Genomic DNA, 26,686 nt, shown 5'->3' with positions numbered 1-26,686 from the left:
CCTTATGCGGGTCCCTTGAACTTGTTCACGATGGGGTAGCGACGGTCCCGTCCGAAGGATCTGCGCGTGATCTTGACGCCGGGCGGTGCCTGCCGGCGCTTGTACTCGGCACTCTCCAGCATGCGCCAGACACGATTCACGACCTTCTGGTCATGCCCGCGCGCGGCAATATCCTCGACGCTCATCTCCTCTTCTATGAGGCAGCCAAGGATGTCGTCCAGGTCGCTATAGGCCGGAAGGCTGTCCTGGTCCGTTTGATCGGGCTTCAGCTCCGCGGTCGGTGCCTTGGTGATGATGCGCTCCGGGATGACACGGCCGGCAGGCCCCTTGGCGCCCTCCGGTTTCTCCTGGTTGCGCCAGCTTGCCAGGTCATAGACCGTCGTCTTGTAGACGTCCTTGAGCGCATTGTAGCCGCCGCACATGTCGCCATAGAGGGTGGAGTAGCCCACGCTCATCTCGGACTTGTTTCCAGTGGACAGCACCATGTGACCGAACTTGTTCGAGGCCGCCATCAACAGGATTCCGCGAATGCGCGCCTGGATGTTCTCCTCCGTGGTATCCGGTTCGTATCCCGAGAACAGAGGCTGCAGCATTTCATCGAAGGCAGTGACCGCCGGATTGATCGCGACCTCATCCAACTGCACGCCCAGGAGTTCCGCGCATTCCTGGGCATCGTCCAGGCTGTCCTGGCTGGTATAGCGCGAGGGCATCATGATGCAGCGAACACGCTCCGCGCCCAGCGCATCCACGGCCACGGCCGCGGAGAGTGCGGAATCAATTCCTCCCGACAGGCCGACAACAACGCCGGGAAAGCCGCTCTTGTCCACGTAATCGCGCAAGCCGGTTTGCAGCGCCCGATAGACATCCTCTTCCCCCTCGCTCTGGTCCTCGCGCAGACCCACCGCGCAATCCCAGACATCGTCATCATTCGTCCAATCGCTACAGACCAGCGTTTCCTTGAAACAGGGCAGCTGCAGGCGCAGGTCCCCTCGCGGGCTAAGAACGAAGCCGGCTCCATCGAACACCAGTTCATCCTGGCCGCCCACCTGGTTGACATAGATCAGCGGCAGCTCCGTCTCCACGACACGGGACAAGGCGAGCTGCAGCCTCTCTTCCCGCTTGGCCGTTTCATAGGGGGAGCCATTGATGACAATCAGCATCTCGGCACCGGACTCGACCAGGCACTCCGCCACATCCGCCTGCCACATATCCTCGCAGACCATCAGGCCCAGGCGGTGGCCTCGAAAACCCACCGGTCCGCTCAGCGGACCGGCCCGGAAAACCCGCACCTCGTCGAAAACACCGTAGTTGGGCAGGAAGTGCTTGTAGCGCACCGCTGAAATCGCCCCATCGTCCAGCAACAGAGCCGCGTTGTAGACCGTGCCACGCAAGGGGGCGGAAATCGTCTCTCCTTCGTGCCACGGGGCGCCCACAACGATGCCCGTGGACATCCCCGATGTCCGTGCCGCCAGTTGCAGCACGGCATCCCGCACGGCCTCCAGGAACGCGGGCTTGAGAACAAGGTCCTCTGGCGGATAGCCGGTAATGCAGAGTTCCGGACAGATCACCAGATCCGCCCCCTGGGCCTCGGCCAGGCTGTGCAGCTTTTCCAGCTTGTCCAGATTGCCGGGAATATCGCCCACCACTGGATTGAACTGGGCAAGCGCGATTTTGAGCCTTTCGGTCATGACGCCTGTCTACTTTCTGGGAAATATACCGAGCTACTTTCTGGGAAATATACCGAGAAGAATGGCAGTGGTGAGGGGTATGCCCGGAGCGGCGATGTGTCAGCGACGCAGCAGAAACTCACGTCCAACCTTCACCCGCGGATTTTCGTCATATTCGACAATGTCGGCTGTTGCATAGGTTTCCGACCAGCGTATGGGGAGGAAGCTGCCCGTCCCGATCACATTGATCGGGGCATGGGCATCCGCCATGAGCCGGCATTTCTTCGGCCCGAAACCACTGGAGACGACAATACGGACCTTCTGGAACCCGGCTTCGTCCAATGCCTCGCGCAAACGCCAGATCGCAGCGGCGGAAACCCCCGGACCAACCAGATAGCGCAACTCTTCTTCGGTGCGAAAGCCGCGTATGGCTTCAGGCACATGGCGCTCCAGGACTGCATAGGACGCCGGCGGATCCAGGGTTTCCATGTAGCGGCTGCCGGCAATATCCAGGCGTATGGACAGGCTCCCTGCCCGTGCGCGCTCCGGAAATTCCTGGCAGACTTCCAGGCTCTCGCTGACTTCCTTGCCAAAATAGTCGACGAGAACCGTCATCGGCTCGTCCGGGAAGCACTCATTGTACATCTGGGCCGCACGCAAGGTAGACCCTGCGTAACCGATAAAGGCATGCGGCATGGTGCCCAGTCCATGCGACTGGCCGAAGTGATGGGCCGTGGCATCGGTCGAACCGCCAATGAAGCCGACTGCACCGACCTTGCGCTTGGCCCGTTCCGAGCCCACGGACGCGGCATAGGCCATCATATCGGCCATTTCGGTTCCGGCGCAGTGCCGGGCATCCATCGCCAGAAACGCCACGTGCGGCAGGTCGGTACACATGGAAAAGGCATCATGAGCGGCCACGCAGGCCGGCCCGAGTTTCTGCAGGATCAGGGTTTCCAGATCACAGAGATGATAGAGCGAACCGGTAATATACATGATGGGCTCACCGGCGCCGACCCATTTCCCTTCGCGATAGCGCAGATCAATATCGAACTCGACCCCGCGATCACTGGCAACCTGGTTCAGCCAGTCAATGACCAGCCGAGGCGCCGAGATGACGGGACGGCGCATGAAAAGCGCATAGGTGGCTCGCACATCCCCGAAATGACCGACCGCCTGCTTGGTGCGCTTGAAATAGACGTCGGTCCAGCCGGAGATCGTGTTTTCGCGTTCTTCCGCACCCCTCGAAGTTCGAGACTCTTCTTCAGCGGATGGTTGCTCCGGCTGTGCGGCTGTCCGTTCCGTCATTCTGCGTGGTCCCTGTAAACCCTCAGCAGGCAGGTATGCCTTCTACTTGGCGGCTGCAACAGGCGCCGGCACCTGCCCTGCCATCTGGCGTTCGGCTTTCAGCTCGCCGGCGATCAGAAAGGCCAGTTCCAGCGCCTGGCTGGCATTCAGCCTCGGATCGCAGTGCGTGTGATAGCGATCGCCCAGCATACCCTCGTCGATGGCCTGAGCCCCACCGATGCACTCGGTGACATCCTGTCCGGTCATCTCGAAATGCACACCGCCGGCATAGGTGCCCTCGGCACGATGTACCCCGAAGAACTGCCGCACCTCAGAGAGCACGCGGTCGAAAGGACGGGTCTTGTAGCCGGATCCGGACTTGATGGTATTGCCGTGCATGGGGTCACAGGACCAGACGACATTGCGTCCCTCCTCACGCACCCGCCGCACCAGCGGCGGCAGATGATCCTCGACCTTCTCGTGGCCCATGCGCGAGATCAGGGTCAGTCGCCCCTTCTCGTTCTCGGGATTGAGCCGATCGATCAGGCGAATAAGGTCATCCGGCTCCAGGCTTGGCCCGCACTTCAGTCCGAGCGGGTTCTTCACGCCGCTGAGGAACTCCACATGAGCTTCATCCAGGTTGCGCGTGCGATCCCCCACCCACAGCATGTGTGCGGAACAGGCGTACCAATCCCCGGTCAGGCTGTCGGTGCGCACCAACGGCTCCTCATAGGGCAGCAGAAGGGCTTCGTGGCTGGTGTAGAAGTCCGTTTCGCGCAGCTGCTGGACCGTCTGCGGCGTGACACCGCAGGCCTCCATGAAGGCCAGGGCCTCGTCGATGCGACTGGACAGCTCCTCATAGCGCTGGCCCTGGGCGCTGTCCTCGACGAAGCGCAGGTTCCACTGGTGCACCTTGTAGAGGTCGGCGAAGCCACCCTGGGCAAAGGCCCGCAGCAGGTTCAGCGTAGCGGCCGCCTGATTGTAGGCGCGCAGCATACGCTGCGGATCCGGCTGCCGTGCCTCCTCGGTGAACTCGATGCCATTGACGATGTCGCCGCGATAGCTGGGCAGCTCGACCCCGTCTTGCGTTTCCGTATCCGCCGAACGCGGCTTGGCGAACTGGCCAGCCATGCGGCCGACCTTGATCACCGGGCAGGAAGCGCCGAAGGTCAACACCACCGCCATCTGCAGCAGGACCCGGAAGGTATCGCGGATGTTGTTCGGATGGAACTCAGCGAAACTCTCTGCACAATCCCCGCCCTGCAACAGGAAAGCCTTGCCATCGGCAACCTGTCCAAGGCCTTCCTTCAGGCTCCTCGCCTCGCCAGCAAACACCAGCGGCGGATAGTTCCGCAGCGTGTCCTCGGCGGCCCTGAGGGCCTCCTGGTCGGGATAGTTCGGCACCTGCCGGACGGGTTTTTCCCTCCAGCTGCTCGGGTTCCATGCTTTCATCATATCAACAACCTGACTGTACTCATGTTTGCCCGCCGGCAATCCGGCCAGGCACAATGCAAAAGAATGCCTCCCCGATTCTTAGTCGTCACGCCGCGACGAATCCAGAAGTAAATAGGATTTTTCCTATTGCTCCAGTCTCTTTTTGAAGGCTTCAAAACGGCCAGATCAAGGGTATCAGCAAACTGGCCAGAATCCAGTTCATTGTATTGAGCGGCAGGCCGACCTTCAGGAAATCCGTATAGCGGTATCCGCCGGCATGATAGACGAAGGTGTTCGTCTGATAACCGATCGGGGTCGCAAAGCTGGCACTGGCGGCGAACATCACCGCCACGACGAAGGGGCGCGCATCAACCCCCAGGCTGTCCGCGACACCGATGGCAATCGGAGTCATGATCACGGCCACAGCGTTGTTGCTGACCATTTCCGTCATGATCGAGCCCAGCAGGAATATGACCGAGAGCATGACGTAGGGACCATAGTCGCCAGCCAGATAGACAGCGCCCTGGACAATGGCTTCCACGGCCCCGGTCTTTTCCAGCGCCATGCCCAGCCCCAGCATTCCGAAAATGAGAATCAGGATACGCCACTCGATGGCTTCGTAGATCTCGTCGGGCCTGACGCATCCCAGCAGGACTACGGCGGCCACCGCGATGATGGCCAATCCGGCAATCGGCATGACATTGAAGGCAGCCAACCCCATCACGGCCATTATCGTCAACAGGGCTATGGGGGCTTTCTGGCGCCGCACCGGACGCTCGGTCATCTGGTTGAGATTGATCAGCATCCGATCCTCGACCAGCCGCTTGATGCCGTCGGGAGGCCCTTCCAGCAGCAACGTATCGCCGAAGTTCAGGGTCAACTGGTCGAAGGCGCTGGTCAGGTTTTCGTTCTGGCGATGCACCGCGACCACATAGACTCCGTAACGCCGGCGCAGGTTCAGGTCCGCCACCTGACGGCCGACGAGGCGGGACTCGGGCCCGACGATGCCCTCGATCACCATCAACTGCTGCGTACTGATCGGCTCCAGCTCCAGGCTGCCCCCTCCCGCGAATTCCATCTGCCCGGTCTCGCGCAACCCGATCACCTCGCGCGCATGAGTCTGGATCACCACGCGATCGCCCGGTTCCAGCGTCACGGTATCAAGCACGTTCCTCAGCGAACGTTCCCCGCGAATGATATCGATCACATCGGCATTGGGATTCCGCCTCAACCCCGCTTCCGACAGCGTCTTTCCGATCAGCTTGGAGTTGTGAGTGATCAGTCCTTCCGTCAGGAAGCGTCGTTCCGAGGGATTGGTGAACATCCCGCTGAGAGTCTGCCGGTCAGGCAGCAGCCAACGACCGATCAGAAAGAGGTAGAGACCGCCGCATATGGCCAGGATCAGGCCCATGCCGGTGATCTCGAACATGCCGAAGGGCTCCATGCCACTGCTGCGGACCACCCCGTCCACGAGCAGGTTGGTCGATGTCCCGATCAGGGTACAGGTTCCCCCCAGGATCGCTGCGTAAGACAACGGGATCAGCAGCTTGGAGGGCAGAAAGTTCAGGTGATGGGCCAGGCCGATGACCACCGGTGTCAGGACCACGACCACGGGCGTGTTGTTGATGAATCCCGACAGGACGACCACGCCCGCCAGCAGGCCGGCTATGGCAAGCGCGCGCGAACGATCGGCGAGTTGCGTAACGCTGCGCCCGACCGCGGCGATAACGCCCGTTCGATCCAGGGCCGCACTGAGCACGAACATGCAGGCCACGGTAATCGGGCCGCTGTTGCTGAAGACCGAGAGCAGTTCCTCCGTGGAGAGTATCCCCAACAGCAGTAGGGCCGCGACCGCGCCAATCGCAACGATGTCCGGAGGCACCCAGGCCCGCACAAACGCAACGAAGACCGCAAGCGTCAGCAGAAGGACCAGCAGCGCTTCGTAACTCAGCGCATCTATCACGAAACCCCTCCCCCTTCTGACGGACGCCCCGAGATCGGTTCTCTTTGGCCCTGAAGAGCGGCCCTTATTTCAAAGCCCCGATGGGCGGACAACCAAAAATCTACACTGTTCACGCAGGTGCGGGCAAAATCTGCTTCACCCTGAAATAGCTGCCTGGACAGCGAGATTACTGCGCCGCCGCACGGGCCTGCGGTTCAGGAGCCTTCTCGCGCATCGTGACGAATTCCTCGGCCGTGGTCGGATGTATGCCGATGGTTTCATCGAACACATCCTTCGTGGCACCAGCTTTCACGGCGATGGCGATGCCTTGGATGATCTCCGGAGCATCCATTCCTGCCATGTGTACTCCCAGCACACGCTGCGTATCGCGTGCAACGACCAGCTTCATGAGGGCTCGTTCCTCGTTGCCGGACAGGGTATGGCGCATGGGACGGAAGTCGGCGCGGTAGATGTCGACCGGCTCGTGCCGCGCGCGCGCTTCTTCTTCCGTCAATCCGACGGTCGCGATTGGCGGCTGGCTGAAGACCGCCGTAGGTACATCGGCGTAGTCGACGCAGCTTGGCGTATCCCGGAACAGAGTGCGGGCGACGGCCATGCCTTCGGCCAGTGCCACCGGCGTCAACTGCAGGCGATCCGTGACATCGCCGATGGCATAGATCGAGGAAACACTGCTACGAAGGTAATCATCCACGCGAACGGCACCGCGGTCGTCCAGGGCTACACCTGCCCTGTCCAGTCCCAGCCCCTCGGTATTCGGGTGACGGCCCACGGCGTAGAGAATTTCGTCGAACTCCTGCGTCGAACCATCCGAAAACTGCGCCGTCAGCCCGCCCGGTCCGCGTTCGACGGAAGTGACGGTCTGGTTGAAGCGCAGGGAGACCCCTTTCTTGTCCATTTCCTGGACCAGGAAGTGGCGCAGGTCCTCGTCGAAGCCCCTGAGGAATGCGGGACCACGGTGAACAAGGGTGGTTTGCGTGCCCAATCCGCTGAAGATGCCCGCAAACTCCACACCGATGTAGCCACCGCCCACCACGAGAATGCGTTCGGGTTGTTTCTCCAGGTAAAAGACGTCGTCGGAGACCAGCGTCAGGTCACCGCCGGGAATCTCTGCACGTGCCGGCTTTCCGCCCGTAGCGACCAGGATGTTCTGCGCCGTAATCCGCTTGCCACCCACATCGAGCGTGTGCTCGTCCAGCATGACCGCGCGGCTCGTGAAAATCTCGACTCCGGCATTGCTTAGCAGCTTTTCGTAGATGCCGTTCAGGCGTCCTATCTCGCGATCCTTGTTCGCGATCAAGGTCGTCCAGTCGAAGGAGGTTTGCCCGACAGTCCAGCCGTAACCGGCCGCGTCCTTGAAATCCTCGCCGAAATGGCTGGCATAGACCATCAGCTTCTTGGGAACGCAGCCGATATTGACGCAGGTCCCGCCGAAATGCCGCTCCTCGGCAATTGCCACGCGCGCGCCATGCGAGGCGGACATGCGGGCTGCCCTCACGCCGCCCGAACCGGCGCCGATTACGAAAAGATCATAGTCGAATGTCGTCATATGCCCCGTATCCAAATCGGTCCAACCGGCGTCCTGCCATCATGCAGGTTCGGACAGAAATCGGGCGGATCCTTGGATCCGCCCGAGTCCACGCGGCAGCGTTCAAACGCCGCCGACGCAGAGATACTTCATCTCCAGGAAGTCCTCGATGCCGTACTTGGAGCCCTCGCGCCCCAGGCCGGATTCCTTGACGCCGCCGAAGGGCGCCACTTCCGTGGAAATGATGCCGGTATTGACACCGACAATGCCGGTTTCCAGGCCCTCGCCGACACGCCAGATGCGTCCGACATCCCGGGCATAGAAATAACTCGCCAGACCGAACGGTGTATCATTGGCCTGCTCGAGCACTTCCTCTTCGCTCTTGAAGCGGAAGAGCGGCGCGACCGGACCGAAGGTCTCTTCCTCGGCCACCTTCATCTGGCGTGTGACGCCGGTCATCAGGGTTGGCTCGAAATAGGTTCCGCCAAGTTCGTGGCGCTTGCCGCCAACCTTGACTTCGGCACCCTTGGAAACGGCGTCGGAGACATGCTCCTCGACCTTCTCCAGAGCGGGCTGGTCGATCAGCGGTCCCTGGGAGACACCCTCTTCGATGCCATAGCCGACCTTCAGGCCCTTGATCTTCTCGGCGAACTTGGCGGCAAAAGCGTCATAGACGCCGTCCTGCACATAGATACGGTTGGCACAGACACAGGTCTGACCGGTGTTGCGGAACTTGCTCATCATCGCACCCTCGACGGCCGCATCCAGGTCGGCGTCATCGAAGACGATGAACGGGGCATTGCCCCCCAGCTCCAGCGAGAGCTTCTTGATGCTGTCGGCCGACTGGCGCATCAGCAGCTTGCCGACCTCGGTGGAACCGGTGAAGGACAGCTTGCGCACCGTCTTGTTCGACGTCATCTCGCCGCCGATGTCCGAGGCCTTGCCGGTGACGACGTTGAAGACACCGGCCGGAATGCCGGCCCGTTCCGCCAGCTCGGCGAGTGCCAGGGCCGAATAGGGCGTCTGTTCGGCGGGCTTGAGCACCATCGGACAACCCGCCGCCAACGCCGGTGCTGCCTTGCGGGTGATCATGGCATTCGGGAAGTTCCACGGCGTAATGGCGGCCACGACACCGATGGGCTGCTTGATGACCATGATCCGCTTGTCGGACTGGTGCGCCGGGATCACGTCCCCATAGATGCGGCGTGCCTCTTCGGAGAACCACTCTATGAAGGAGGCGCCATAGGCGATCTCGCCCCGCGCCTCGGTCAATGGCTTGCCTTGCTCCATGGTCATCAGGAGGCCCAGGTCATCCTGGTTCTCCATCACCAGGTCATACCACTTGCGCAGGATCGCGGCGCGTTCCTTGGCGGTCTTGGCGCGCCAGGCCGGCCACGCCTTGTTCGCGGCCTCGATCGCCTTGCGCGTTTCCTCAGATCCCATTCTGGGAATCGTACCAAGCACCTCCGAAGTGCCGGGGTTCGTCACCTCGGTCGTACCGCCGTTGTCCGCGTCGATCCACTTGCCATCGACATAGGCCTGCTGGCGGAAAAGCTTGGCGTCTTTCAACTGCGGCGCAGAGGTTTTCTCTGCGGCACTTACTGCGGACATGATAGGTCTCCCTTATGGTCTTGTCGGATGTCGAATACTGGAATTCCTAGCACAGATGGGAACCATGATGCGCCGGGAAAAGCCCTATCCGCTGTCGGGAATCGGGCTGACACGGGGAAATGAGTTCCACGCATACATTCTGCCTCAGATCATTTCACGCCCGAACTGCGCCTCGTAGTGTTGCCGCTGCAACTTGAGCGCCGTCAGGGTATTGCGCATGAGAATCGAAACGGTCACAGGCCCGACACCGCCGGGCACCGGCGTGATCCATCCGGCAACCTCCTGACAGCTTTCATAGTCGGCGTCACCCACGACTCGCGTCGAGCCCTCCGGCTCGCTCACCTGGTTGATACCGATATCGATAACAGCCGCCCCCGGCTTGATCATGGAGCCGGTAATCAGTTGCGGCTTGCCGACGGCCACGAAGACGGCATCGGCCTGGCGCGAGTGAACCGAGAGATTCCGCGTCATGTGATGACAGACGGTCACCGTCGCGCCTTCGCTCATCAGCAGGAAAGCGATCGGCTTGCCGACGATCTCGGAATGCCCGATCACCACGACTTCCAGGCCTTCGAGATTGAGGCCCGTCGCTTTCAGCAGTTCCACCGAGGCCACCGAGGTGCAGGGCCCAAGCGCCAGTTCGTTGTACACGATATTGCCGATCGAGGCCGGATGCATGCCTTCCACATCCTTCAGGGGATGAATACTGGACTGTAACTGCTTGATCGAAAGATGTTTCGGCACTGGACGCTGCAGGATAATCCCGCTGACCCTGGGATCGGCATTGAGCGAGCGGATGGCCGCCAGCATTTCCTCCTGCGTCACCTTCTCGGAATAGAAACGCTCCTCGAAGGCAATACCCGTCTGCTCCGCCACGCGCCGCTGGTTGCGGATATAGAGCATGGCCGCATCGGTATCGCCCACGGCGATGGAAACCAGCCTCGGGGACCAGCCGTCTCCCTCCAGCTTGCGCGCTTCATCCGCCACGCTTTCGCGGATTTCCCGGGCCAGCTTCTTCCCGTCGAGTATCTTATGCCGGCTCTGGCTGTTCATGTCTTCCTGCAATGCGACTGTCATAATCCTTGTCCCGAGCAAACCTGAACTGAAGCGGCAGGGGTATCAGTCTCGAAGCCACCTTCTACCATGATTTCCACCGTGGCTTCATGGACGAACTACAGCTATATACCTGACATGGCTCTGACGCTGCCCAGGACAGCACGTCAAGAGGTCACGACGGCTTGCCCCTACCCTGGTACCAGGTAATGACTGAACCCTCATTTCAGCAGGAATATCAAGACGATGAACAGGAACTTCTTCAAGTCGGCACTGACAGGCAGTATTCTCCTCGCCGCGGTGACGGTCCAGGCACAGGATTTCACACTGGGCAACCTGCAGGTCGACCAGCCCTGGGCCCGCGACAGTGCGGGACGCACGCAAACCGGGGCGATTTTCCTGACCATTCATAATCGTGCCGATACGTCCGACAAGCTGCTTTCGGCCCGCTCCGAGATTGCGGAAAAGGTCGAGCTTCACACGCACAGGCATGAAGACGGCGTCATGCGCATGCGCCAGGTGGAGGCCATTGACGTGCCGGCCAAAGGAACAACCGAACTGGCGCCCGGCGGTCACCACCTGATGCTGTTCGACCTCGAGGCTCCTCTGCAACAAGACGACTCCTTCCCCCTGACCCTGACCTTCGAGCAGGCAGGAAACCTGAAAGTCGAAGTTGTGGTGGAAGGCGTTGGCACCTCCGCGCCCGATCCCGAGCCGCAGCAGCACACGCACGACTGAGGATATTGTACCCTAGGGAGCCAGGTTGATCCGGGTGTTCACGGAATGACGCAGAAGGCGCAGAAGCCTGTCCAGTTCGCCTGCCTGATCCGGACCGATACCTTCAAGAAATTCCTCAAGCCATTCATTGTAGGACTTTGAAATCGCCTGCAAAATCTCCTGCCCTTTCGGCGTAAGCTTCACATAATGCGTGCGTCTGTCGCTGGGCAGTGAGTATCGAACGACGAGATCCTCGGAAACCAGTCGGTCGGTAATCCCCGTAATATTCCCGTTCGACACCATCAGGCGGCGGCTGAGTTCCCCCATGGACAGCCCCTCTTCCTGAGCATTCAACTGCGCCATCAGTTCATAGCGCGGCAATGTGAGCGAATACTTGCGGCGCAGACGCAGGCGGATTTCGCCGCTGATCAGGTTATGACACGCCATGAGGCTGGGCCAAAGGGCCACGGAACTTCCGGCAGTTCTCCCAGGCTCCTTGTTCGCTATGTTCTTGTCCGCCGCCTTGGTACCGGAAAGATCACTTTCCATTCGCGCCCTCCCCTCAAATGCAGCAGGATTTTAAGCTTAAATGGCATGTATGTGATATATTTTTCTTGCACCAATTGCGTGTTCCACTCGTTTGACCGCCTTTTGGAAAGCATCCGGAGCAGGGAGTTCGGGCTTGTCATGCCATCCGCGAACGGCATTCACCTGTTCTCGTTCAAAAGAACACGGCTTGGTTTATGGCGGGAAGTGTCGCCCCAGAGGTCTTGGAGCAGGCCCCGACATCAGTAACGCACCAGGGATTCTGTTCTATTCCTGGAAGCTCTCCGGAATAAAGCGTGAACCATGTGATCGGAATGGACCGGAGGGAAATGGTGAGCCCGACAGGGTTCGAACCTGTGACCTACTGATTAAAAGTCAGTTGCTCTACCAGCTGAGCTACGGGCCCTCTCGGGGACTGGAACATAGGGGGCTTGCCCCCGGTGGTCAATTGTCCAGACGCCCAAAAAACACTCAGACTGGCTGGGAACCTTCGCCGCGCTCCTCGGCAAAACGACGCTGCAAGGCCAGCGCCACCGAAGGGGTCACGAAAGAGGTGATATCTCCCCCTAAACGACCGATTTCCTTGACGAAACGCGAGGAAATGAACTGCTGGCGCTCGGAAGCCATCAGGAAGACCGTTTCGATCTGCGGATTGAGCCGGGCGTTCATGGCGGCCATCTGGAATTCGTACTCGAAGTCCGAAACCGCACGCAGGCCGCGCAGTATAACCCGGGCGTCAAGCCTCTCGCAGAAATGCATCAGTAGATCGTCGAAGGCCAGGACCTCGATATCGATTCCGTTGCTGCCCCCATTGGAAGCCAGTGCCGCGACCTCTTCGCGAACCAGCGCCACCCGCTCGTCCGTCTTGAACAGCGGACCCTTACCATCATTTCGGGCGATTGCGATGACCAGACGGTCCACGACCTTGGTCGCGCGTCGAATGATATCGACATGGCCCAGTGTAATGGGGTCGAATGTTCCGGGATAGACCCCGATCAGGGGGCCCGCCCCCTCTCCTGCTTCCGCCATTCGCGCCTCTCGTCAGACCTCGGAACTGTCCGTGTCGCCGTCGTCACTTCCCGTCGGAGCCTCGTCGTCGACCTCCGCTTCCGGCTCAGCCATCGCCTCGGCCGCCTCTTCGACTTCGGCTTCGGCCTCCTCCTCGGTTTCGCTGTCCAGATCCTGGAGATGCGCGACCGACACCACATGTTCGCCCTCGCCCATGCGGAAGAGCGTTACCCCTCGCGTCGTCCGGCCCGCCATGCGGATGCCGTCGACCGAGGTACGGATCAACTGGCCTGCGTTGGTGACCAGCATGATCTGATCCTCCAAGGAGACCGGGAAGGCAGCAGCCACCCGGGCCTCACTCCCCCCCGAGCGGGAGAGGTCCAGGTTGCCAATGCCCTGTCCGCCACGGCCGGCCACGCGGTATTCATAGGACGAAGTCCGCTTGCCGTACCCGTCATCGGACACGGAGAGAATGAATTCCTCGTTGGCTCCCAGTTCCGCCAGTCTGGCCTCGCTCAATTGCAGCGATGAATTCTCTGCCGGAACATCCTCGCTCCTGTCGCCATTGCTCTCGTCCTGCTGGATCTCCGCCCGACGCTTGGCCGAGGCATGACGCAGGTAGGCGTCCCGTTCCTCGCTGTTGGCTTGCACATGGCGCAGGATCGACATGGAGATCACTTCGTCGTCCCGCCCAAGACGCACCCCGCGGACTCCCGTGGAATTGCGTCCGGAAAAGACGCGCACGTCCGTAACCGGGAAGCGAATCGCCTTTCCGGCCGCGGTGGCCAGTAACACGTCGGAGTCTTCGTTGCAGGTCGCAACCCCGACCAGATAGCCATCCTCAGGTGCCAGCTTCATGGCAATCTTTCCGTTTGCCATAACGTTGGTGAAATCTGAAAGCCGATTGCGGCGCACGGTGCCGGAGGAGGTTGCGAACATCACGAACATATCGTTCCACGTGCTCTCATCCTCAGGCAGCGGCATGAAGGCAGTGATCGTTTCCCCCTCCTCGAGGGGCAGAAGGTTGACCAGCGCCTTGCCGCGGGACTGCGGCGTTCCCTGAGGCAGGCGATAGACCTTCATCTTGTAGACCATGCCGCGGGACGAGAAGAACAGCACCGGCGTGTGCGTGTCCGTCACGAAGAGCCGCGAAACGAAATCCTCGTCGCGTGTGGACATGCCGCTACGTCCTCGTCCGCCCCGGCGCTGTGCGCGATAGGCCGAGAGAGGAACCCGCTTTATGTAACCGCCATGTGTGACGGTCACCACCATGTCCTCGCGAGGAATCAGGTCCTCGATGTCATGTTCGAACTCGCTGTCCTCGATGGTGGTGCGGCGTTCATCCGCGAACCGATCGCGCGTATCCACCAGCTCGCCGCGCAAGACCTCCATCAGGCGTTCGCGCGATGTCAGGATGTTCAGGTAGTCCTTGATCCGATCCGCCAGGCTATGCAGCTCCTCGGCGATCTTGTCGCGCTCAAGGCCGGTCAGCCGTTGCAGGCGCAAATCCAGGATCGCGCGCGCCTGGGCATCGGAGAGGCGATAGGTCCCGTCTTCCGAGACCACATATCCGGGCTCATCGATCAGGTCGATCAGGGCCGAAACCTCGCTCGCGGGCCAATCACGCGCCAGCAAGGCTTCTCGTGCCGCCTGGGGATCCGGCGCGGATCGGATCAGGTCGATCACGGCATCGATGTTGGCCACGGCAATCGCCAGGCCAACCAGGACATGAGCTCGTTCGCGCGCCTTGCCCAGCTCATAGGCCGTGCGCCGGGTGATCACCTGCTCGCGGAAGGTTATGAACGAGGTCAGCACCTCGCGCAGGGTCATCATCTGCGGGCGGCTGCCGCTGATCGCCAGCATGTTCACGCCGAAGGACGTCTGCAGGGGCGTATATCGGAAAAGCTGGTTGAGCACGACATCGGACATGGCGTCCTTGCGCAGCTCGATCACCACCCGCAATCCGTGCCGGTCGGATTCATCACGAATCTCCGAAACGCCCTCGATGATCTTCTCGCGCACCACCTCGGCGATGCGTTCCAGCATGCGGGCCTTGTTCACCTGGTAGGGCACTTCGGTGATCACGATGGCCTCGCGATCCTTGCCGTATGCCTCCATATGGGTGCGCCCGCGCATCACCACCGAGCCACGGCCGGTCCGATAGGCCGAGGCAATGCCGGCGCGTCCGAGAATGATTCCACCGGTCGGGAAATCCGGCCCCGGCACCATCGGCAGCAGATCCTCGTCGGAGATCTGCGGATTGTCCACCAGCGCGCAGCAGGCGTCGATCACCTCGCCCATGTTGTGGGGCGGAATGTTGGTGGCCATGCCGACGGCAATGCCCCCGGCCCCGTTGACCAGCAGGTTGGGAAAGCGGGCCGGCAGAACCGTCGGCTCGTAGGTGGTTTCATCGTAGTTCTGCTGGAAATCAACCGTCTCGCGATCGATGTCCTCGAGCAGGGCCTCGCTGGCCGCCCGGGTAAGACGGGCTTCGGTGTAACGCATGGCCGCCGGAGGATCTCCGTCCATGGAACCGAAGTTCCCCTGCCCGTCCACCAGCTGCCGGCGCATGGAGAAGTCCTGCGCCATGCGCACCATGGCATCATAGATCGCGCTGTCGCCGTGCGGGTGATACTTACCCATGACATCACCGACGATACGCGCCGATTTGCGGTAGGGCCGGTTCCAGTCGTAGCCCTCTTCCTTCATGGCATAGAGGATACGGCGATGAACAGGCTTCAGGCCGTCACGCACATCCGGCAGAGCGCGCGAGACGATGACGCTCATGGCGTAGTCCAGGTAGGACCGCCGCATCTCCTCCTCGATGGTGACGGGACTTATGCCTTCACCACCCCCGCCGATGCCACCTGGAATCGGGGGCGCGCCATCTCCGGCGCCGCCGCCCTCACTTTCAGGCTGCAGTTTTCCGGACTCTTCCGCAGCCGCGCTCACGCTATCATCTATATCGCTCAAAATCGCAATCTCTGGATAGGAAAAACAAAGGAAAATCAAGGGCTGATCGCCAGCCGCGATTCTGTAGGCGAGATTAGCAGATAGCCCGCCCCCCTACAAACACACAGACGCGGAAAACGCCGCTTTTCAGCCGGCCGGCCGGATCATGTCCACATGGGGAACGCCATGATCGTCATAGGGGGGGCTGTTGGACTGAAACCCGAAGGCCTCGTAAAAGGTGCAGAGGTGGGTCTGGGCCGATAGCTTGATGGCCTGTCGCCTGAAGCGGCGTTCGACCTCCGACAGGCCTTCCTGCACCATTGCTCGCCCGTATCCCTGCTCGCGAAAAGCCGGGCGCACGGCAATCCGGCCCAGTACGGGGGCCGGGCCGGCCATGATCGGCGGCAGGAGCCGCAGATAACCGGCAAGCGGTCGTGCTCCGCCGAACTCGCTGCCGCGATCATAGGCCAGCAGATGGAGCGCCTCCCGGTCCAGCCCATCCACGTCGCAGTAAGGCGACTGCTGTTCGACCACAAAGATATCGGAGCGGATCCGGAGAAGCTCGTAGAGCTGATCGCGGCTCAGCAGGTCGAAACTCCTCCAAATCATCTCCATGGCCTGCTCCGGATCTAGAAGGGAATCTCGTCGTCCAGGTCGCCGGGCCCCGAGGGTGCGTTGCCCTCGCTCCCGGATCCATAGCCACTGCCGGAACCGTAATCGGAAGAGCCACCGCCAGCGCCGGCACCACCGTAGCCACCTCCTCCGAAGTCGGTGTCGCCTCCGCCGGTGCGGCTGTCGAGCATGGTGAGTTCCCCGCGATAGGGCCGCAGCACGACTTCGGTCGTATAGCGCTCGGATCCCGACTGATCCGTATACTTGCGGGTTTCCAGCTGGCCTTCGATATAGAGCTTGGAGCCCTTGCGCAGGAACCGCTCACAGACACCAACGAGGCTCTCGTTGAAGATCACGATGCGGTGCCATTCCGTCTTCTCGCGCCGCTCCCCGCTCTGCCGGTCCTTCCAGGATTCGGACGTGGCCAGTGCCAGGTTGCAGACACGCCCCCCATTTTGCATGGAACGGATTTCCGGGTCCCGACCCAGGTTCCCGATCAGCATAACCTTGTTCACGCTTCCTGCCATCTGCCTGTTTTCCTCTCAATACTTCGCCATGGAGCGGCACAGCTTATCCGTACAATTTCCCCGATACCACCCCCGCGCGTGGCAATCCAGCAAACAGCTTGATAAATCTCCGCCCCTCACGTTAGCTAGCGCTCGTCATTTCATGATCATTACCTATATTGGGCAGGTCGACAATCCTCAGCACGCCGTCACTTATGTCCGCAGAACTCCCAGATCCTAAAATCGAGGTACGCGGTGCCCGCGAGCACAACCTCCGCAGCATCAATGTCGAGCTGCCGCGCAACAGCCTGGTGGTGATCACCGGCCTGTCCGGTTCGGGCAAGTCCTCCCTGGCCTTTGACACCATCTATGCGGAAGGACAGCGGCGCTATGTGGAGTCGCTTTCTGCCTACGCGCGACAGTTCCTGGAGCTGATGCAGAAACCCGACGTGGATTCCATCGAGGGGCTTTCGCCGGCCATTTCCATAGAGCAGAAGACGACCTCGAAGAACCCGCGGTCCACGGTCGGTACCGTCACCGAGATCTACGACTACCTGCGCCTGCTGTATGCACGGACCGGCATCCCCTACTCCCCGACCACCGGCCTGCCCATCGAGAGCCAAACCGTCAGCCAGATGGTCGACCGTGTGATGGCGATGTCCGAGGGCACTCGCCTCTACCTGCTGGCACCCATCGTGCGCGGCCGCAAAGGCGAGTACCGCAAGGAACTCCAGGAACTGCAGAAAAAGGGTTTCCAGCGCGTCAAGATCAACGGCGAGATCTACGAGATCGAGGATGCGCCCGCTCTCAACAAGAAGCTCAAGCACGACATCGAAGTGGTGGTCGATCGCCTGGTGGTGCGTGAAGGACTGGAAAGCCGCCTCGCCGATTCCTTCGAAACGGCCCTCAACCTGGCCGACGGGTTGGCCTTCACCGAAGACGCGGACAGCGGCGAGCGGCAAACCTTCTCGGCACGTTTTGCCTGCCCGGTTTCGGGCTTCACCATCGATGAGATCGAGCCGCGACTGTTTTCCTTCAACAACCCCTTCGGTGCCTGTCCGAGCTGTGACGGGTTGGGCAAGATGTCCTTCGTCGATGCGGACCTGGTCATTGCAGAGCCCTCGAAGAGCCTGTTGCGAGGCGCGGTCACACCCTGGGCCAACTCCTCCTCCCCCTATTATCAGCAGACACTGGAAAGCCTGGCGCGCCACCTTGGCGTCTCGATCACGGCTCCCTGGCACGAGTTGCCCGAAGAAGCCCGTACGGCCATCCTCTTCGGCACGGGTGCGGAGCCTGTGCGCATGAAATACGACGACGGGCTGCGCAGCTATGAAACCAACAAGCCCTTCGAGGGGGTCGTCCCGAACCTGGAACGACGCTGGCGGGAAACCGACAGCGATTGGGTGCGCGAGGAGATCGAACGCTATCGTGCCAGCCATCCCTGCGATGCCTGTAACGGCTATCGCCTGAAACCGGAAGCCCTGGCCGTCAAGATCGACGGTCGGCATATCGGCGAAGTGGCGGATTTCTCCATCGGCGAGGCGTACGAGTGGTTCCGGGATCTGGAAAGCCGGATGACCAACAAGCAGAGCGAGATTGCCCAGCGCATCCTCAAGGAGATCCGCGAACGCTTGAATTTCCTGTATGACGTGGGCCTCAACTACCTGACCTTGTCGCGTGCCTCCGGCACGCTTTCCGGAGGCGAGAGCCAGCGTATTCGCCTGGCCTCGCAGATCGGTTCCGGCCTGACGGGCGTCCTCTATGTCCTCGACGAACCCTCCATCGGCCTGCACCAGCGGGACAACGCACGCCTTCTGGAGACCCTGAAACGCCTTCGCGACCTGGGGAATACGGTGATCGTGGTCGAGCACGACGAGGAAGCCATCCGGAGTGCGGATTACCTGATCGATATGGGTCCCGGCGCCGGCAACCATGGCGGACAGGTGGTGGCGGCCGGACTGCCCGAAAAGATCATGCAATCCAGCGAAAGCCTGACCGGTCAGTATCTCACGGGCCTGCGTCAGGTCGCGGTGCCCGCAACGCGGCGCAAGGGTCACAGGAACCAGAAGGTCGTGGTGCGGGGTGCTAGCGGTCACAATCTTCGGCAGGTGGATGCGGAAATCCCGCTCGGCACCCTGACCTGCGTTACAGGCGTATCCGGCAGCGGGAAATCGACCCTGACCGTCGACACGCTCTACAAGGCGCTTGCCCGTCGCCTGAACGGTAGCCGCGAGCAGCCAGCCCCTCATGAAGGAATCGAGGGGCTGGAATTTCTCGACAAGGTTATCGATATCGACCAGTCGCCCATCGGCCGCACGCCGCGCTCCAACCCTGCCACTTACACCGGGGCCTTCACGCCGATCCGCGAGTGGTTTGCCGGCCTGCCGGAGGCCCAGGCCCGTGGCTACAAGCCCGGACGCTTCTCCTTCAACGTCAAGGGCGGTCGCTGTGAAGCCTGTCAGGGCGACGGCGTCATCAAGATCGAGATGCACTTCCTGCCGGACGTCTTCGTCGAATGCGACGTCTGCAAGGGCAGACGCTACAACCGCGAGACCCTGGAGATCACTTTCCGGGGCAAGTCGATCGCCGATGTACTGGAAATGACCGTCGAGGAAGCACGGGATTTCTTCCAGGCCGTCCCTTCCATCCGCGGCAAGATGGAAACGCTGGAACGAGTGGGTCTGGGCTACGTCCAAGTGGGACAGGCCGCCACCACCCTCTCCGGCGGAGAGGCACAGCGCGTCAAGCTCTCCCGCGAACTGGCAAAGCGCTCCACGGGAAAGACCCTCTATATCCTGGACGAGCCCACGACGGGATTGCATTTCGAGGACGTGCGCCATCTGCTCCAGGTGCTACACACGCTGGTGGACCAGGGCAACACGGTGGTCATCATCGAACACAATCTGGAAGTGATAAAGACCGCCGACTGGCTCTTGGACCTGGGCCCCGAGGGCGGCGACGGCGGGGGACGCATCATTGCCCAGGGCACACCGGAGGATGTCGCCCAAACCCCTGGCAGCTTTACAGGCGAATACCTGCGCGCCTATCTGCCAACCCTCAAGGACTTGCAGCGCGCCTGAGCTTCCTCAGAAGGGCACACGCACCGACAGGGCCACGGAGCCGAAGGAATCCCAGACATCGCGGTCGCGGATCTGTGCGGAGCGCCAGACCTGCGTATAGGTCAACCGTACCGGCCCATAGCTCAGCGCAAGGCCGCCCTGAGCCTCGGCATGGAACCAGCGACGATCGACGCTGTGACTGTCGGTGAAGGTGTTGCCGTCCAGGAAGATGTCCCGTGCCACCCCGCGTCCTTCGATACCGGCAAAAAGATAGCCGCTCAAACGGTCATTCAGCTTGAAGTAGCTTGAGCCCGGCAGACTGGGACGTATGCGCGGCGGGCCGAAGTCATCGGCAAGATCAAAGCCGACACGCATGGAAGCTCCTGCAGCCCCATAGGTCATGACATTGCCCAGGGAGATTCCGACGTGTGGCATCATGTCGATGCCAAATCGTCCCTCCGGATCCGGTTTATAGTGGAACTCCCGCCATTTGCGCTCATAGCTGAGAATGAACCCCGGTTCGTTGTTCAACTGGTGGTCCCAGCCCTTGGCCGTGGGAATATCGAGGATACGGTGCGTCGTGTTCTGAACCTGGCGTCCCAGGGCTGCGGGGCCGATCATGCCCACATCCAGCGCCACCGTCTGGAACAGGCCATAGTCCTCATCATAGGCGATGGCCCCCAGGCTACCATAGAGCCAGCCGGCATAAGGCCTGTCACCCTTGATAACGTCGGATTCCTGCGTGTCGCGCGGCGTGAAGATGCTTTGTCCGAACGCGACGCTGTAGCGCAGACGATCTCCGTAGTTCAGCAGGGGGATGGCCTCGATCAGGCTGCGGGCCCAATGGCTGCCCTGCTTTTCCGCAGACAGGTACTCGAACCTGAAACCATTGGTGTAATCACGATCCGTGCCGGCAGCACGATCGTTTTCCAGCTGAAGGGTAAAGGTTCCCGTTTCCCTGTTCTCTTGCTCCTCCTCCGCGGTCCGGTCGTCCTGCCCCAGAACAGGGGGGAAGAAAGTGAAGACCGTGAACCCCGCAATCAGGGCCGTTACCATTCTCTTCCGCACCTTGAACATCCCCCTGGATTTTGGTCCGTAAAACAGCCCGTTCACGCATAGAACGAACGGAACGGTACAGCAAGGGAACAGCCTATGACAAAAGTTGCATGATTCCTGGTCGTCGGATCATGCGTTGTAGGCCATCTGCTCCGCGTTCTACACATCAAAGCCAGTAACCCTGGGCTGGCCGATCGAGCGATGGTTGCCCGCCTTCTTGCAAATGCCGAACCTGCAATAGCGCTCCCCCTCCGGGGCTAGGGTTGCGCGCCCTGCCAGTAGCGGGAGAGATCCCGCCGCATGGCCTCGAACACCGCTTGTCTTGGAAGCGGCTGGCCTGGGGCACCATTCACGAGGAAGGCAAAGGCCCCCCACCCCCCATCCTTGAATCGGAGGTATCCGGCCAGTGTCGTGACCGATACAGGTTCGCTGAGACCTCCGGTCTTTCCGGAAATGCGATAAAGCCAATCGGAATCCTGGTTCCTGAGACTGGATCCACTGGAATAGGCCGGAACACTCAGACTGTTCAGGAAGGCTGGAAACACGTCCGGACGCTCTTCATAGAGATAGTGCAACAGACTTGTCAGGGCAGAGGCGGACAGCCGGTTGTCAGGGTCCAGGCCACTGCCGTCACGCAGCAGCAGGCTGTCCGGGGCCTGGGGAAGAGGGTCGTTGTCCGCCGCGGCGATCCTGCGCGCATAGTCCTGCAGATCGAGTGCCGCCCGGTCCACGCTGAAAGGCACCTGCCCACCTGCTTCCGCATGCAGGTTCAGCAGCAGGATATCCGCCATGTAGTTGTTGCTGTAGCGCATCATTGCGGCCAGCTGTCTGCCCAGGGAATCGCCGCGATGGTTCACCAGCTGTACCGCATTTTCCGGAGGGGTCCGTGAGGTACGAATGCTGCCCTCGACGGAGATTCCCTCGTGGCGCAGGAAGGCCCGGAGCATATGACCGGTCTGCATTTCCGCATCCCCGGCCGAGCGATAGAGCATTCGCCCGTCCCGTCCATGTGGCAGGCTTCCCGACAGCTCTATGACATCCCGGCCTTGCGCCACCGTCGAACGCCTGGCGCTCAGGGTGCTCCCCGGACCGCTCTCGATCCGTCCCTGCACCGCAACCTCCGGCAGTTCATAGGGATAAAGCCGCGTCAGAACCCGCCCGCTTTGCTGAGCATCTCTCTCCACGGCGACACTCCAGCTGGCATAGTTGCTTCCGGCCGAGGACAGAGGAGCGTCATAGGCATTGCGCGAACTCCGCTCGGCTTCACAGCGATCTCGCACATTGCAGGCCACATCGCCGAAACGCGAATTGTTGATGACCAGATCCCTCTGCACTCTCTTCAAGCCCGTACGCGACAAGGCTCTGGCCATCTTCCAGAGGTCCTCGTCCGTCAGCGCGGGGTCCCCGCCACCAAGGAAGATCAGATCCTGAACGCTGCCCTTCGTCAGCGGCGTGGAACTCATGATCCTGGTCTCGAAGCGATGATCCGGTCCCCAGGTTTCCAGTGCCAGGGCTGCCGTATAGAGCTTTGTTATCGAAGCGGGAATCAACGGACGGCCCGGTGAAAGTTCAGCCAGAAGACGCTCCTCCTCCAGATCCACTACAGCGCCTGAAACGCTAGCGCCTTGCTCCTGCAGGGAAGAAAGCGCAGGCAGGTTCTCCGCACGAGCCGGGTCAAACAGCAGCAGAACGCAGATCGCGCCGAAGACAGTCCGGAAAATTTCTCTGGAAAACATGCCGACTTCACCACTTTGCCGTCTGCCCTCATTGTCACGAAGACGCAGCTTCGCTATTTGTCGGGTATGAGTAAAGAACCCGTACATATCGTCGGCGGCGGCCTGGCCGGCAGTGAAGCCGCATGGCAGATTTCGCGCGCCGGGGTTCCGGTGGTGCTTCATGAAATGCGCCCCAGCCGGAAAACCGATGCCCACCACACGGACTCGCTGGCTGAACTGGTCTGTTCCAATTCCTTCCGCTCGGACGATGTCATGAACAATGCCGTCGGCCTGCTGCATGAGGAGATGCGTCGCTGCAACTCCCTGGTTCTTGCCATGGGGGATCGTCATAAACTGCCGGCAGGCGGCGCTTTGGCCGTGGATCGCCATGGCTTTTCGGAAGACGTCACGACTGCACTCGAAGCGGAGCCGCTGGTCGAGATCGACCGCAGCGAAGTCCCGGGGCTTCCGCCCGAGGAATGGGGCTCCGTGATCGTTGCGACCGGCCCCCTTACGTCGGATGCCCTGGCCGAGGGCATACGTGGCCTCAGCGACGAGGAAGCCCTGGCCTTCTTCGACGCCATCGCACCGATCGTCTACAAGGAATCCATTGATTTCTCCAAGGCCTGGTTCCAGTCCCGCTACGACAAGGGTGACGGTCAGGATTACATCAACTGCCCCCTGAACAAGGACGAGTACGAGCGTTTCATCAACGCGTTGCTCGAGGGCGAGAAAACAGCCTTCAAGGAATGGGAGAAGGATACGCCCTATTTCGAGGCCTGCCTTCCCATCGAGGTCATGGCCGAACGCGGGCCCGAAACGCTGCGCTATGGTCCCATGAAGCCGGTGGGCCTGCACGACCCGAACAGGAATGAGACCCCCTATGCCGTGGTGCAACTGCGGCAGGACAACGCGCTGGGCACGCTCTACAATATCGTCGGCTTCCAGACCAAGCTGAAGTACGGCGTGCAAACCGAGATCTTTCGCATGATTCCCGGGCTGGAACAGGCGGAGTTCGCACGCCTTGGCGGCCTGCACCGCAATACCTTCATCAATTCTCCGCGCCTCTTGGACGCCACGCTGCGTCATCGCAAGGCACCCTATCTGCGTTTTGCCGGCCAGATCACGGGGGTGGAGGGCTATGTGGAATCGGCTGCCATCGGCTTGCTCGCAGGGCGCTTCGCAGCGGCGGAGAAGCTTGGGACGGACATTGTTCCACCGCCTCGCAGCACGGCACTGGGCGGGCTTCTGGCCCATATCACCGGGGACGCGGAAGCGGAGACCTTCCAGCCCATGAACATTAACTTCGGCCTGCTGCCGCCTGCCCCGGCTGCGGAGAACGGCAAGAAACTCAAGAAAAGGGACCGGAAGCCGGCAATGGCTGCCCGCGCCCTGAAGGACCTGGACACCTGGCTTGAAAATACCCGTGCGGCCGCTGAGTAGGACTCAGAACCGGCCGCGCCAGGCATTCCAGGTGATCTTCCAGACCCCCTTTCCCTCCTGCCTGGCGAGGCTCGGAGCGAAAGGGTCGTAATCCGCGCGCTCCAGGGCCTTGAGATAGAGGTCGCTCAGGCCGGCGAGCAACAGGGGGCCGCGCCGACTGCGAACAATTGCTCCGCGATGGCGACGTGCCTCCTCCACATGTTCGCGCGCGCGTTCGGCAAGACGCATGACCACGCCGGATATCTGGTCAGATCCACGCAATTCGAATAGATCGCTGCGCTTCACGCCTGCGACGGTCAGGTGGTCTTCGGGCAGATAGAGCCGCTTCTGTCGCGCATGGAAAGGCACCGCCCGCAACAATCCCGTCAGTGCCCAGGCAATGCCGACGTGACGCGCGACCTGTCGCTCCTGCTCGCTTGGCGGCTCTCCCAATGCAGCCAGTGCGATATAGAGTAGCTCCGAGGCCGTGGCTTCGGCATATGTCTCCAATTCAGCCAGATCGGCCGGGGGCTGCGGATCCAGGTCGAAGGACCGCGCTTCCAGGATGCGCTCGAAGGACTCCGCCGTCCGAGCCAGCCGGTCTCGTCCCCCTTCCAGCACCTCCAGCACGGGATGGGAGCGTGTATTGCCCTGCCACAAACCTTCCAGGCCCTCGCGCCACCACTGCAGCCGGATCTCGCCGAGGGTCGCCTCGCTGACCGTTTCCGCAGTCTTCGCAACCTCAAGGTTCCAGGCGTACAGCGCCCAGAGAAGTTCGCGCTGCTCAGGAGGAGAAAAGAGGGTGGTCAGATACCGCGCATAATCATGACGGCGCACCCTCTCGAGACAATAACTGGAAGCACTCTCGGGTTTCATGACGTGGGTCTATCACGCTCATCCCGCAGCTTCCAGTTCCGGCATAAGTCTATAGGCCACTTGAAGAATTCCGCTCGATTTCCGACTTGCCCCAGGCGATCCTTCTGTTCACATTCGCACGAGAATACCTATCTTTGTCTGATAAGGGACATCGCACGCCGGGGCCGACAGTGATCGGATCGGCTTTTCAAATTCAATAAGAAGGAGAGACTCAATGGCTTTCGAGCTTCCCAATTTGCCTTATGCCCAGGATGCCCTTGAACCCTATTACTCCGAGCGCACGCTCAGCTTCCACCACGGCAAGCATCATCAGGCTTACGTAACGAAGACCAATGAGCTGGTGTCCGGGACTGAACTGGAAGGCAAGTCCATCGAAGACGTCGTCAAGGCTGCCAAATCGTCCAACAACAAGATGCTGTTCAACCAGTCGGCCCAGGTATGGAACCATACCTTCTTCTGGCATTGCATGAAGCCCGGCGGCGGCGGGAAACCCAACGGGGATGTGGCCGCCAAGATCGAGGAGGCTTTCGGATCGCCCGAGAAGTTCGTTGAGGACTACAAGGCCTCGGCTGCGGGGAACTTCGGCAGCGGCTGGACTTGGCTCGTCCTTGAGGGCGGCAAGGTGAGAATCGTCAACACCGACGATGCGGACACCCCGCTGGTCTATGACGGCCAGACGCCGCTATTGACCATCGACGTATGGGAGCATGCCTATTACCTGGATTATCAGAACAGGCGTCCCGATTTCGTTCAGGCCTTCTTTGACCACCTGGTGAACTGGGACTTCGTGAACGAGAACCTTTCGAAAGCCTGAGGTCACCGAGAGTTGCGAAAAGAGGAAGGGCTGCCCTGATGCAGCCCTTCTTTTTTGCCTGTTTCGTCAGGCTCAATTTGTTTATGAGGGACAAGAACCGCTTTCGCCTGCAGGGAATGGAGTTTCCCTCAGGGAAAATTGCGAGCTGCACAAGACAGACAAGGGAGATACCTCGTGCATATGATTCGGGTTGTGGCGATTGTTCTCATCATTGCGGGGCTGGTGACCTTGGTTCTCCCCTACATCCCCCTCACCGAGGAGAAGGAAGTCCTCGATGTCGGCCCGATCACGGCAACCGCCGAAGAGGAAGAGAGAATCAACATTTCTCCCTTCATCGGATTCGGCCTGTTGGTGATCGGATCCGTCATGCTGATCTTCGACCGCAGGAACCACTGAGCGCCCGTTACGACGATCACATGCCCATGAGACAGAACGGCAAGCTCGGTTATCGCCTGTCTGTACGCCCAAGCATTTACTCGACCGCGATCAGCGCGGCGGCCACACGGCGCCCTTCGGCCAGCAACACATTGTAGGTGCGTGAGGCGGCCCCCGTATCCATGGGTTCGAGGGAGACCCCTTTGCTGCGCAGCGTGTCCCTGAACGCTTGGGACAGCATGACCGGACGCTTTCCGAAACCGAGCAGGAGAAGCTCGGTTTCCTCGTGGTCTGTCACGGGAACAAGGCTTTCGGCGGTAATATCCTCGCTGGTCGCAACCGCCCAGTTCAGTGTCCGGTCGGGCAGCACCAGCACCGAACCGTCATAACGCACGCCCGAGATCCGAAACCCGTTGTCTCCATAGGCCTCGATGACCTGCCGCCCCTGGGGAACGAGTGGCGTGACATCCATAACCCGTCTCCTCGTC

At 60.9% G+C, this 26,686-nt stretch carries 21 protein-coding genes and 1 tRNA gene; 5 read left to right on the top strand and 17 right to left on the bottom strand.

Annotated elements, in window-relative coordinates; all coding sequences use genetic code 11:
* Positions 1–2: 2 nt before the first annotated feature.
* The 7 genes from ACFOW6_RS06600 to ACFOW6_RS06570 form a co-directional block, all read right to left on the bottom strand.
* Entirely contained in the window at positions 3–1,688 is a 1,686-nt protein-coding gene (locus tag ACFOW6_RS06600; RefSeq protein ID WP_382421551.1) for an NAD+ synthase, read from the bottom strand.
* 99 nt (positions 1,689–1,787) lie between these two features.
* Positions 1,788–2,975 (bottom strand): nicotinate phosphoribosyltransferase, encoded by a 1,188-nt coding sequence (locus tag ACFOW6_RS06595; protein WP_382421550.1) that lies wholly within the window; start codon positions 2,973–2,975, stop codon positions 1,788–1,790.
* Positions 2,976–3,017: 42 nt separating this feature from the next.
* Positions 3,018–4,409, bottom strand: coding sequence for a class II 3-deoxy-7-phosphoheptulonate synthase (locus ACFOW6_RS06590; RefSeq protein ID WP_382421549.1), 1,392 nt, complete (start codon positions 4,407–4,409; stop codon positions 3,018–3,020).
* A gap of 151 nt (positions 4,410–4,560) precedes the next feature.
* Entirely contained in the window at positions 4,561–6,351 is a 1,791-nt protein-coding gene (locus tag ACFOW6_RS06585) for an SLC13 family permease (RefSeq protein ID WP_382421548.1), read from the bottom strand.
* A gap of 166 nt (positions 6,352–6,517) precedes the next feature.
* Positions 6,518–7,897 (bottom strand): glutathione-disulfide reductase, encoded by a 1,380-nt coding sequence (gor, locus tag ACFOW6_RS06580; protein ID WP_382421547.1) that lies wholly within the window; start codon positions 7,895–7,897, stop codon positions 6,518–6,520.
* Between the two features lie 102 nt (positions 7,898–7,999).
* Complete coding sequence (gene gabD, locus ACFOW6_RS06575; protein WP_382421546.1) at positions 8,000–9,487, bottom strand: NADP-dependent succinate-semialdehyde dehydrogenase; 1,488 nt, start codon at positions 9,485–9,487, stop codon at positions 8,000–8,002.
* Between the two features lie 144 nt (positions 9,488–9,631).
* Complete coding sequence (locus ACFOW6_RS06570; RefSeq protein ID WP_382421545.1) at positions 9,632–10,564, bottom strand: bifunctional 5,10-methylenetetrahydrofolate dehydrogenase/5,10-methenyltetrahydrofolate cyclohydrolase; 933 nt, start codon at positions 10,562–10,564, stop codon at positions 9,632–9,634.
* Between the two features lie 222 nt (positions 10,565–10,786).
* Between ACFOW6_RS06570 and ACFOW6_RS06565 the strand changes: the two genes are divergently transcribed.
* Positions 10,787–11,278 (top strand): copper chaperone PCu(A)C, encoded by a 492-nt coding sequence (locus ACFOW6_RS06565; protein WP_382421544.1) that lies wholly within the window; start codon positions 10,787–10,789, stop codon positions 11,276–11,278.
* A gap of 12 nt (positions 11,279–11,290) precedes the next feature.
* Here ACFOW6_RS06565 and ACFOW6_RS06560 read toward each other — a convergent pair whose 3' ends face one another.
* The 6 genes from ACFOW6_RS06560 to ssb form a co-directional block, all read right to left on the bottom strand.
* Complete coding sequence (locus ACFOW6_RS06560; RefSeq protein WP_382421543.1) at positions 11,291–11,806, bottom strand: MarR family winged helix-turn-helix transcriptional regulator; 516 nt, start codon at positions 11,804–11,806, stop codon at positions 11,291–11,293.
* A gap of 327 nt (positions 11,807–12,133) precedes the next feature.
* Positions 12,134–12,209, bottom strand: a tRNA-Lys gene (locus ACFOW6_RS06555).
* 65 nt (positions 12,210–12,274) lie between these two features.
* Positions 12,275–12,832, bottom strand: a complete 558-nt coding sequence (gene coaD / locus ACFOW6_RS06550) for a pantetheine-phosphate adenylyltransferase (protein WP_382421542.1) — start codon at positions 12,830–12,832, stop codon at positions 12,275–12,277.
* A 12-nt stretch (positions 12,833–12,844) separates the two neighbouring features.
* Positions 12,845–15,625 carry a DNA gyrase subunit A gene (gyrA, locus tag ACFOW6_RS06545; RefSeq protein WP_382422096.1) on the bottom strand — a complete coding sequence of 927 codons (2,781 nt, stop codon included), beginning with the start codon at positions 15,623–15,625 and terminating at the stop codon, positions 12,845–12,847.
* Positions 15,626–15,910: 285 nt separating this feature from the next.
* A complete protein-coding gene (locus tag ACFOW6_RS06540) occupies positions 15,911–16,378 on the bottom strand; it encodes a GNAT family N-acetyltransferase (RefSeq protein ID WP_382421541.1) in 468 nt (155 codons plus the stop codon).
* A 14-nt stretch (positions 16,379–16,392) separates the two neighbouring features.
* On the bottom strand, positions 16,393–16,902 hold the full coding sequence (ssb, locus tag ACFOW6_RS06535) for a single-stranded DNA-binding protein (protein WP_382421540.1): 510 nt from the start codon (positions 16,900–16,902) through the stop codon (positions 16,393–16,395).
* A 194-nt stretch (positions 16,903–17,096) separates the two neighbouring features.
* Between ssb and uvrA the strand changes: the two genes are divergently transcribed.
* A complete protein-coding gene (gene uvrA / locus ACFOW6_RS06530; RefSeq protein WP_382421539.1) occupies positions 17,097–19,961 on the top strand; it encodes an excinuclease ABC subunit UvrA in 2,865 nt (954 codons plus the stop codon).
* 6 nt (positions 19,962–19,967) lie between these two features.
* Here uvrA and ACFOW6_RS06525 read toward each other — a convergent pair whose 3' ends face one another.
* Positions 19,968–21,008, bottom strand: a complete 1,041-nt coding sequence (locus tag ACFOW6_RS06525) for a lipid A deacylase LpxR family protein (RefSeq protein ID WP_382421538.1) — start codon at positions 21,006–21,008, stop codon at positions 19,968–19,970.
* Positions 21,009–21,253: 245 nt separating this feature from the next.
* A complete protein-coding gene (dacB, locus tag ACFOW6_RS06520; RefSeq protein WP_382421537.1) occupies positions 21,254–22,732 on the bottom strand; it encodes a D-alanyl-D-alanine carboxypeptidase/D-alanyl-D-alanine endopeptidase in 1,479 nt (492 codons plus the stop codon).
* Between the two features lie 66 nt (positions 22,733–22,798).
* Between dacB and trmFO the strand changes: the two genes are divergently transcribed.
* Positions 22,799–24,154: a methylenetetrahydrofolate--tRNA-(uracil(54)-C(5))-methyltransferase (FADH(2)-oxidizing) TrmFO gene (gene trmFO, locus ACFOW6_RS06515; protein WP_382421536.1), complete on the top strand. Its 1,356-nt coding sequence runs from the start codon at positions 22,799–22,801 to the stop codon at positions 24,152–24,154.
* Between the two features lie 3 nt (positions 24,155–24,157).
* On the opposite strand, the gene ACFOW6_RS06510 is transcribed toward trmFO, so the two are convergent.
* Positions 24,158–25,009 carry a phytoene/squalene synthase family protein gene (locus tag ACFOW6_RS06510; RefSeq protein WP_382421535.1) on the bottom strand — a complete coding sequence of 284 codons (852 nt, stop codon included), beginning with the start codon at positions 25,007–25,009 and terminating at the stop codon, positions 24,158–24,160.
* Positions 25,010–25,223: 214 nt separating this feature from the next.
* On the opposite strand from ACFOW6_RS06510, the gene ACFOW6_RS06505 reads away from it, so the two are divergent.
* Together ACFOW6_RS06505 and ACFOW6_RS06500 are read left to right on the top strand one after the other, a co-directional pair.
* On the top strand, positions 25,224–25,823 hold the full coding sequence (locus ACFOW6_RS06505; RefSeq protein WP_382421534.1) for a superoxide dismutase: 600 nt from the start codon (positions 25,224–25,226) through the stop codon (positions 25,821–25,823).
* 180 nt (positions 25,824–26,003) lie between these two features.
* On the top strand, positions 26,004–26,219 hold the full coding sequence (locus tag ACFOW6_RS06500; RefSeq protein WP_382421533.1) for a hypothetical protein: 216 nt from the start codon (positions 26,004–26,006) through the stop codon (positions 26,217–26,219).
* A gap of 76 nt (positions 26,220–26,295) precedes the next feature.
* Here the strand turns inward: ACFOW6_RS06500 and ACFOW6_RS06495 are convergent, their stop codons facing one another.
* Entirely contained in the window at positions 26,296–26,670 is a 375-nt protein-coding gene (locus ACFOW6_RS06495) for an Mth938-like domain-containing protein (protein ID WP_382421532.1), read from the bottom strand.
* Positions 26,671–26,686 lie beyond the last annotated feature (16 nt).

This window comes from Fodinicurvata halophila (assembly GCF_042651425.1).
GTDB classification, from domain to species: domain Bacteria; phylum Pseudomonadota; class Alphaproteobacteria; order Kiloniellales; family DSM-21159; genus Fodinicurvata; species Fodinicurvata halophila.
This window is presented reverse-complemented; position numbering and strand designations above follow the sequence as displayed.

What these genes read in the sequence shown, in the direction of transcription:
- ACFOW6_RS06495 (WP_382421532.1), bottom strand. Translation starts at nt 26,670, where the DNA reads ATGGATGTCACGCCACTCGTTCCCCAGGGGCGGCAGGTCATCGAGGCC.
- uvrA (WP_382421539.1), top strand. Translation starts at nt 17,097, where the DNA reads ATGTCCGCAGAACTCCCAGATCCTAAAATCGAGGTACGCGGTGCCCGC.
- gabD (WP_382421546.1), bottom strand. Translation starts at nt 9,487, where the DNA reads ATGTCCGCAGTAAGTGCCGCAGAGAAAACCTCTGCGCCGCAGTTGAAA.
- dacB (WP_382421537.1), bottom strand. Translation starts at nt 22,732, where the DNA reads ATGTTTTCCAGAGAAATTTTCCGGACTGTCTTCGGCGCGATCTGCGTT.
- trmFO (WP_382421536.1), top strand. Translation starts at nt 22,799, where the DNA reads ATGAGTAAAGAACCCGTACATATCGTCGGCGGCGGCCTGGCCGGCAGT.
- ACFOW6_RS06560 (WP_382421543.1), bottom strand. Translation starts at nt 11,806, where the DNA reads ATGGAAAGTGATCTTTCCGGTACCAAGGCGGCGGACAAGAACATAGCG.
- ACFOW6_RS06505 (WP_382421534.1), top strand. Translation starts at nt 25,224, where the DNA reads ATGGCTTTCGAGCTTCCCAATTTGCCTTATGCCCAGGATGCCCTTGAA.
- ACFOW6_RS06540 (WP_382421541.1), bottom strand. Translation starts at nt 16,378, where the DNA reads ATGGAGATGATTTGGAGGAGTTTCGACCTGCTGAGCCGCGATCAGCTC.
- gor (WP_382421547.1), bottom strand. Translation starts at nt 7,897, where the DNA reads ATGACGACATTCGACTATGATCTTTTCGTAATCGGCGCCGGTTCGGGC.
- ACFOW6_RS06510 (WP_382421535.1), bottom strand. Translation starts at nt 25,009, where the DNA reads ATGAAACCCGAGAGTGCTTCCAGTTATTGTCTCGAGAGGGTGCGCCGT.
- ACFOW6_RS06565 (WP_382421544.1), top strand. Translation starts at nt 10,787, where the DNA reads ATGAACAGGAACTTCTTCAAGTCGGCACTGACAGGCAGTATTCTCCTC.
- ACFOW6_RS06590 (WP_382421549.1), bottom strand. Translation starts at nt 4,409, where the DNA reads ATGATGAAAGCATGGAACCCGAGCAGCTGGAGGGAAAAACCCGTCCGG.
- coaD (WP_382421542.1), bottom strand. Translation starts at nt 12,832, where the DNA reads ATGGCGGAAGCAGGAGAGGGGGCGGGCCCCCTGATCGGGGTCTATCCC.
- ACFOW6_RS06570 (WP_382421545.1), bottom strand. Translation starts at nt 10,564, where the DNA reads ATGACAGTCGCATTGCAGGAAGACATGAACAGCCAGAGCCGGCATAAG.
- gyrA (WP_382422096.1), bottom strand. Translation starts at nt 15,625, where the DNA reads ATGCGGCGGTCCTACCTGGACTACGCCATGAGCGTCATCGTCTCGCGC.
- ssb (WP_382421540.1), bottom strand. Translation starts at nt 16,902, where the DNA reads ATGGCAGGAAGCGTGAACAAGGTTATGCTGATCGGGAACCTGGGTCGG.
- ACFOW6_RS06595 (WP_382421550.1), bottom strand. Translation starts at nt 2,975, where the DNA reads ATGACGGAACGGACAGCCGCACAGCCGGAGCAACCATCCGCTGAAGAA.
- ACFOW6_RS06500 (WP_382421533.1), top strand. Translation starts at nt 26,004, where the DNA reads ATGATTCGGGTTGTGGCGATTGTTCTCATCATTGCGGGGCTGGTGACC.
- ACFOW6_RS06600 (WP_382421551.1), bottom strand. Translation starts at nt 1,688, where the DNA reads ATGACCGAAAGGCTCAAAATCGCGCTTGCCCAGTTCAATCCAGTGGTG.